The organism is uncultured Caballeronia sp., from assembly GCF_964243625.1.
Lineage (GTDB): Bacteria > Pseudomonadota > Gammaproteobacteria > Burkholderiales > Burkholderiaceae > Caballeronia.
In genome coordinates, this window is the sequence record NZ_CAXTGZ010000324.1 from 1 (window position 1) to 6,791 (window position 6,791).

Sequence of the window (6,791 nt, forward strand, 5' to 3'; positions counted from 1 at the left end):
ATGCCATAAGACTCGAAGATTTTTAACCGGATTCGAAATATCTTAACAAAAGCGATCAATTCTCGGTCTCTAATCGAAAATTCCTCAGTTGCGGCGCTAACTATCCCAGCAACCGCTCCACACCCACCGTAATCGCCAGCCCGCCGCCAATCAGCCAGGCATACAAAATAGCTCCTGTCACCAGCGCACGCGGCCCGGCCTGACGAATCTGCGCGACCCTCGTTTCGATACCCAGCGCCGTCATCGCCATGGTCAACGCGAACGTATCGAGCGTGTTGAGCGAGTGCGTGGCGGCAGCAGGTAAAACGTGCAGCGAATTCACGATAACCAGCGCAAGGAACCCAAGCGCGAACCAGGGAATGGCGAGCTTGCGCTTCGTGCCATCGGCGCCATTCGCAGCATTGCGCGAGCGGTTCACCCACATGCCGATCACGAGCAGCACCGGCACGAGCAACATCACGCGCGTCATCTTCACGATGGTCGCAATATGCGTTGCTTCCGGGCTTATGTTGCTCGCGGCGCCCACGACCTGCGCCACTTCGTGAATCGTGCCGCCGAAGAACAAGCCGACTCCCAGCGTATCCAGATGCAGCCAGCCGAGATGCACGGCGAGCGGATAGAGGAACATTGAGAGCGTTCCGAACAGCACCACGCTGCCAACGGCCATCGCGCTCTTGTGCGGCTCGGATTGCAGCGTCGATTCGAACGCAAGAACGGCCGCCGCGCCGCATATCGCGCTTCCCGCGGCGGTCAGCAGGGCGGTATCGCGGTCGAGTTTCATCAGCTTCATGCCGGCCCACGTGCCGATTGCAAGCGTACTCACCACGACCAGCACCGATACCGTCAACCCCGGCAAGCCGACTTGCGCGATTTCCTGCAGGCTGACGCGCAGCCCGAAGAAGCCCACGGCGATGCGCAGCAATTTACGGGCGGAGAAATTCACGCCTGATGCCCAGCTCTCCGGCATGCCGTCGCGCAGTACGTTGCCGTAGATCGCGCCCGCGACGATCCCGACGATCAGCGGACTCAAGCCCAGATTTGCAATGACCGGCAACGCCGACAATTGCGTCACCGCTGCGGCGAAGAGTGCGACGAACAAAATACCGTTCAGTTGGCCACGAGTCTGGCCGGCGAGGGCGGCATTCGGTGAGAGGGGCGTAGTGACGGAGGACATGGTTTTTTCACCTTGGTTTGATTTGCCAATCCTATTCTCGATATATCGATATGAAAAATCGTCATTTAGGATGTAAAGTATCAGTCCAGCCGATATTTTTCTTCAAATGACCCCTGACCAGCTTATAACCCTCGCATTTGTTGCCGAACACGGGAATATCAGCCGGGCAGCGATCGCCCTGCATTTGTCGCAGCCGGCGGTGTCGGGGCAATTGCGGCAGTTGCAGGACGAATTCGGCGAGCCGCTGTACCAGCGTGACGGCCGTGGCGTAAAGCTGACTGGTGCTGGCGAAGCGCTCGTTGTGTATGCCAATCGGATTCGCGAAACCTTCGCTCAGGCGCACGCATACCGAAATGCGCTGCGTGGCCTCGAAAGCGGCACCCTGCGAATCGGGGCGAGCACCACGCCCGCCAGTTATCTCCTGCCTTATCTGATAGCGGCGTTTCATCGGCAGCATCCGGACGTGACGATCCACACCATCGACGGCAACACGACCGAGATCGTCGCGGCGCTCGGTTCGCTCGATATCGCGATGATCGAAGGGCCGGTTGGCGCCGATCTGCCGCCCGGAACCGAAGTTGCGCAGTGGCGCGAGGACGAGATTGTCGCGATTGCGCCGAGTGGCCATCCTCTGACTGCGGGGAATGGCGAGGCCACACTTGAAGCGCTCTGTGCCGGGCCGCTGGTCTTGAGAGAAGCGGGGTCTGGCGTGCGCCAACTGGTCGAGCGTGCTTGCGCGCGGGCTGGCGTGCAGATGCGTGTCGCGCTGGAAATCGCGGGGGTGGAGGGTGTGAAGGAAGCGGTGCGGGCGGGAATGGGGATCGGTTTTGTATCGGCGATGTCGATGCGGCACGAGGACGACGCCTTGCAACGCTTGCGGATCGCGCCTGAACCACTCACGCGCCGGTTTTCGATTCTGATGCCGCATGCGGCGGCGCCATCGCGGGTAGCGGCGAGTTTTCGTGCGTTATGTATGGAAGGCGACGGGGAAAATCACCGGTAGTCGGATGCGGTAAGGGATTTCCATGATGGCAACCCGTCGGTCGCTGGCGGATCATCTCGGAAATGCACGGACGCTCACGCGTTTTTTTTAATATCGTCTTTGGAACCGGTTCCAAAGCGCCGTTTCAGGCAAATCTGACCGTGGAGTCCAGTCATTCCGTGAATCTGACCAAAAATACTGCCATTGCCGGAAACGTCCACGTTGTGATCGTTGCGAGCGCCTTTGGCGTCGAATCGATCCGCCGCGATGGTCACGCAATGTGGGCCGAAGTCGCGGCGCGAGCGGGTGCGGCGGGGTTCGAAGTGCGTCGGGAGCTGTTTGCCGATGACACGCAATCCCAGCCCGACTCCCTCCGCGAACTCGGCGACACAATCCGCGCAGCCGGGATCTGGCCTGTGTATTCCACGCCGGCAACGCTCTTCGACGACCATGGCGCGCTCGATGAAACCGCCATGACCCAAACGCTTGCCGAAGCCGACGCGCTCGGCGCGCGCATCGTCAAGTTCCAGTTGGGCGGGTCGGCAACCACGGGCACGGCGACCGCTGCAGACACGCTCGATCGGCTGATTGCAGGGATCGCTGACTCGAAAGCCAAGGTCGTGGTCGAGAACGGACAATTGAAAGCAGGCGGCACGATCGACGCATTCGCGGCCTTGTTCGAAGCGTTGAAACCCCGCACGCATGCGCTGTCGATGACCTTCGATACCGGCAACTGGCGCTGGGCCGATCAGGATCCGATGGACGCGGCGCGCCGCCTGTCCGGCTACGTCACCTATGTGCATTGCAAGGCGGTCCAGGGCGAAGGCGCGCGACGTTTCGCAACCGCGCCCGCAATCGGCGACACGTCCTTCGCCACGCTACTGAAACACCTCCCGCGCGACGTCCCACGCGGTATCGAATTTCCGTTCGACCCTGCGCATCTTGCCGATGACGCCGCGCGCTACGTCAAACAAATAGCATCGACTGATCAATGAACATGACCCAAGAAAAACCGAACATGAATCCAGCACTCGATGTCGTGACTTACGGCGAAGCAATGACGCTGTTCGTCGCGACGGAAACCGGCGATCTCGCGAAGGTCGGCCACTTTGCAAAACGCGTTGCCGGCGCCGATCTGAACGTGGCGATCGGCTTGTCGCGGCTCGGCTTCAGGGTCGGCTGGATGAGCCGCGTCGGCCGCGATTCATTCGGCCGGTACGTGCTCGATGTACTCGCGCAGGAGGGCATCGACTCGAGCCGCGTGACTATCGACGAGCGCTATCCGACGGCGTTCCAGCTCAAGTCCAGGAACGATGACGGCAGCGATCCGGCCATCGAGTATTTCCGCAAGGGTTCGGCGGCGAGCCATTTGTCGCTCGATGACTACGTCGCCGACTACGTGCTCGGCGCGCGCCATTTGCATCTGACGGGCGTGGCGCCTGCGATCTCGGGCACATCGCGCGAACTCGCGTTCCACATGGCGGCCGAAATGCGCAAGGCCGGCAAGACCATTTCCTTCGATCCGAACCTGCGCCCCACGCTCTGGCCGTCGCAAGAAGCAATGGCCGAGGCGCTCAACGCGCTCGCCGCGCACGCGGACTGGGTGTTGCCCGGCGTGAGCGAAGGCAAGATCCTGACGGGCTACACGACGCCGGAGGACATCGCCCGGTTCTATCTGGATCAGGGCGCGAAGGGCGTCGTGGTGAAGCTCGGCGCGCATGGCGCGTATTTCCGCACCGCGGACAACGACCAGGGCACCGTGCCGGCGATTCCGGTTGAGAAGGTCGTGGACACCGTAGGCGCCGGTGATGGTTTCGCCGTCGGCGTGGTAAGCGCCTTGCTGGAAGGACGCGATGTGCGTCACGCGCTGACGCGCGGCAACCGCATCGGCGCGCTGGCAATCCAGGTGATCGGCGACAGCGAAGGCCTGCCGACCCGCGCGGAACTCGACAAGCTGGAACAAGCACCCGCCACCACCACGGTCGCCTCATAACGCGCGCACGCCCACGGACGGAGACAGTCATGCAACAAGCCAGCGACAGCACGACGAACAAACCCACGCTCGCGGTGCGCCGCTGGTGGACGATCATGCCGATCGTATTCATCACCTACAGCCTTGCCTACCTCGACCGGGCAAACTTCGGTTTTGCATCGGCGGCTGGGATCAACCATGACCTCGGGATCAGCAAGGGGCTGGCATCGCTGATCGGCGCGCTGTTTTTCCTCGGCTATTTCTTCTTCCAGATTCCCGGCGCGATCTACGCCGAACGGCGCAGCGTCAAGAAGCTCGTGTTCGTGAGCCTGGTCCTGTGGGGCGGATGCGCGGCGCTGACCGGTGTTGTCACGAACATTCCGTCGCTGATGGCGCTGCGCTTCGTGCTCGGCATCGTGGAAGCAGCCGTGATGCCGGCCATGCTGATCTTCATCTCGAACTGGTTCACGAAGTCCGAACGCTCGCGCGCCAACACGTTCCTGATTCTCGGCAATCCGGTGACGGTGCTGTGGATGTCCGTGGTCTCGGGTTATCTGATCAACTCCTTTGGCTGGCGCCATATGTTCATCGTGGAAGGCGCGCCGGCAATCATCTGGGCAGTGATCTGGTGGTTTATCGTGCAAGACAAACCGGCGCAGGTGAAGTGGCTTTCGGATCAGGAAAAGCGCGATCTCGACGAAACCCTGCGCGCGGAACAAGCCGCCATCAAACCGGTCAAGAACTATGGCGAGGCGTTCAAGTCGCCGGCCGTGATGAAACTCTCGGCGCAGTATTTCTGCTGGAGCATCGGCGTGTATGGCTTCGTGCTGTGGCTGCCGTCGATTCTCAAGAACGCGTCCTCGTTCGGCATGGTCGAGACCGGCTGGCTGTCCGCCGTGCCTTATCTCGCGGCGACGATTGCGATGATCGCGGCGTCGTGGGCATCGGACAAACTGGAGCGCCGCAAGCTTTTTGTATGGCCGTTCCTGCTGATCGGCGCATTTGCTTTCGCGGGGTCGTACTTGCTGGGATCGACGAATTTCTGGGCGTCGTATGCGTTGCTCGTGATTGCCGGCGCCGCCATGTACGCGCCTTATGGCCCGTTCTTTGCGATCGTGCCGGAACTCTTGCCGAAGAACGTCGCAGGCGGCGCCATGGCGCTGATCAACAGCATGGGCGCGCTCGGCTCGTTCGTGGGTTCCTACGTCGTCGGGTATCTGAACGGCGCGACGGGGTCGCCTGCGGCATCGTACGTGTTCATGAGTGCGGCGCTCGTCGCTGCCGTCATACTGACCCTGGCTGTAAAACCGCAACCCGTTGCGCCTGCCGCCAAATTCGCAGCGCACTAAATCTGACTTTCAGGACCCGTTCGATGAAAAAGAAAATCGTCGCGTACAAGCCGCTGCCCGCGGACGTGCTGGCCTACTTGCAGGAACATGCGGACGTTACCACCGTCGATCCGAAGCAGCACGACGCATTTGTCGCCGCATTGAAAGATGCCGACGGCGCCATTGGCGCCAGCACGCAGATCACGCCCGCAATGCTGGAAGGCGCAACGAAGCTCAAGGCGCTCGCAACGGTGTCCGTTGGTTTCGATGCTTTCGATATCGCCGACCTGAATCGCCGCGGCATCGTGCTGACGAATACGCCCGACGTGCTGACCGAATCGACCGCGGATACCGTCTTCGCGTTGATTCTGGCGAGCGCGCGCCGTGTCGTGGAACTGGCCGACTGGGTGAAAGAGGGCAAATGGACCAAGAGCATTGGCGAGGAACAATTCGGTGTCGATGTGCAAGGCAAGACGCTGGGAATCATCGGCCTGGGACGGATTGGCGGCGCCGTTGCAAGGCGTGCGTCGCTGGGCTTCCGGATGACCGTGCAGTACACGAATCGCAGCCGGAATGAGCAAGCGGAACGCGATTACGGCGCGAAGAAAGTCGAGCTGGACGAGTTGCTCGCGACCTCGGATTTCGTGCTGCTGCAAGTGCCGCTGACCGCCGAGACGCGCAATCTGATCGGCGCGGCGCAACTGAAGAAGATGAAGCCGAGCGCGATCCTGATCAATGCATCGAGGGGACCGACCGTCGATGAAGACGCCCTGATCGAAGCGCTGCAAAACGGGACGATCCTCGCCGCGGGTCTCGATGTGTTCGTGAAAGAACCGCTTGCCGCGGACTCGCCGTTGCTCAAGCTGAAGAACGTGGTCGCACTGCCGCACATTGGTTCGGCCACACACGAAACCCGGCACGCGATGAACAAGAACGCCGCCGAGAACCTGATCGGTGCGCTCGACGGCACGTTGACCAACAACATGGTGAATCCGGAAGCACTGAAGCGCTGAGCGGCGTTGCCTTCAATCCGCCTTGGTAGATAAAGCGCGCTCTGGCGCGCTTTATTTTTACTGCACGAGACCATGCCAAAAGACAACTTCCTGACCGAACGCCGCGCGACCATCACGGATGTCGCCCGCGAAGCCGGCACCGGTAAAACCAGCATCTCGCGGTATCTGAATGGCGAGACGGGCGTGCTGTCGACGGACTTGCGCGAGCGCATCGAGGAGGCGATTGCCAAGCTCGATTATCGGCCGAACCAGATGGCGCGCGGGCTGAAACGCGGGCGCAACAGGCTGATCGGCATGTTGCTTGCCGACCTGACTAATCCGT

Annotated in this window: 7 protein-coding genes; 6 read left to right on the forward strand and 1 reads right to left on the reverse strand. The window is 61.3% G+C overall.

Features of this window, described 5'->3' with window-relative positions; translation table 11 throughout:
• Positions 1-100: 100 nt before the first annotated feature.
• Positions 101-1,174, reverse strand: a complete 1,074-nt coding sequence (locus ACFFAR_RS20360; RefSeq protein ID WP_375508355.1) for a YeiH family protein — start codon at positions 1,172-1,174, stop codon at positions 101-103.
• Positions 1,175-1,280: 106 nt separating this feature from the next.
• Between ACFFAR_RS20360 and ACFFAR_RS20365 the strand changes: the two genes are divergently transcribed.
• The 6 genes from ACFFAR_RS20365 to ACFFAR_RS20390 form a co-directional block, all read left to right on the forward strand.
• On the forward strand, positions 1,281-2,177 hold the full coding sequence (locus ACFFAR_RS20365) for a LysR family transcriptional regulator (protein WP_075359527.1): 897 nt from the start codon (positions 1,281-1,283) through the stop codon (positions 2,175-2,177).
• A 158-nt stretch (positions 2,178-2,335) separates the two neighbouring features.
• Positions 2,336-3,151: a sugar phosphate isomerase/epimerase family protein gene (locus ACFFAR_RS20370; protein WP_375508356.1), complete on the forward strand. Its 816-nt coding sequence runs from the start codon at positions 2,336-2,338 to the stop codon at positions 3,149-3,151.
• A gap of 23 nt (positions 3,152-3,174) precedes the next feature.
• Positions 3,175-4,149, forward strand: a complete 975-nt coding sequence (locus tag ACFFAR_RS20375) for a PfkB family carbohydrate kinase (protein ID WP_174364222.1) — start codon at positions 3,175-3,177, stop codon at positions 4,147-4,149.
• A gap of 29 nt (positions 4,150-4,178) precedes the next feature.
• Positions 4,179-5,477 (forward strand): MFS transporter, encoded by a 1,299-nt coding sequence (locus tag ACFFAR_RS20380; RefSeq protein ID WP_061999481.1) that lies wholly within the window; start codon positions 4,179-4,181, stop codon positions 5,475-5,477.
• A gap of 23 nt (positions 5,478-5,500) precedes the next feature.
• The gene (locus ACFFAR_RS20385; protein WP_075359526.1) at positions 5,501-6,469 is read left to right on the forward strand and encodes an NAD(P)-dependent oxidoreductase; all 969 of its coding nucleotides are present in this window, start codon (positions 5,501-5,503) and stop codon (positions 6,467-6,469) included.
• 72 nt (positions 6,470-6,541) lie between these two features.
• The coding region (locus ACFFAR_RS20390; RefSeq protein WP_174364221.1) for a LacI family DNA-binding transcriptional regulator at positions 6,542-6,791 on the forward strand (250 nt) is incomplete at its 3' end.

Bases quoted from the DNA above. Each gene is read 5' to 3' on its own strand.
- ACFFAR_RS20360 (WP_375508355.1), bottom strand. From the start codon at position 1,174: ATGTCCTCCGTCACTACGCCCCTCTCACCGAATGCCGCCCTCGCCGGC.
- ACFFAR_RS20365 (WP_075359527.1), top strand. From the start codon at position 1,281: ATGACCCCTGACCAGCTTATAACCCTCGCATTTGTTGCCGAACACGGG.
- ACFFAR_RS20375 (WP_174364222.1), top strand. From the start codon at position 3,175: ATGAATCCAGCACTCGATGTCGTGACTTACGGCGAAGCAATGACGCTG.
- ACFFAR_RS20380 (WP_061999481.1), top strand. From the start codon at position 4,179: ATGCAACAAGCCAGCGACAGCACGACGAACAAACCCACGCTCGCGGTG.
- ACFFAR_RS20385 (WP_075359526.1), top strand. From the start codon at position 5,501: ATGAAAAAGAAAATCGTCGCGTACAAGCCGCTGCCCGCGGACGTGCTG.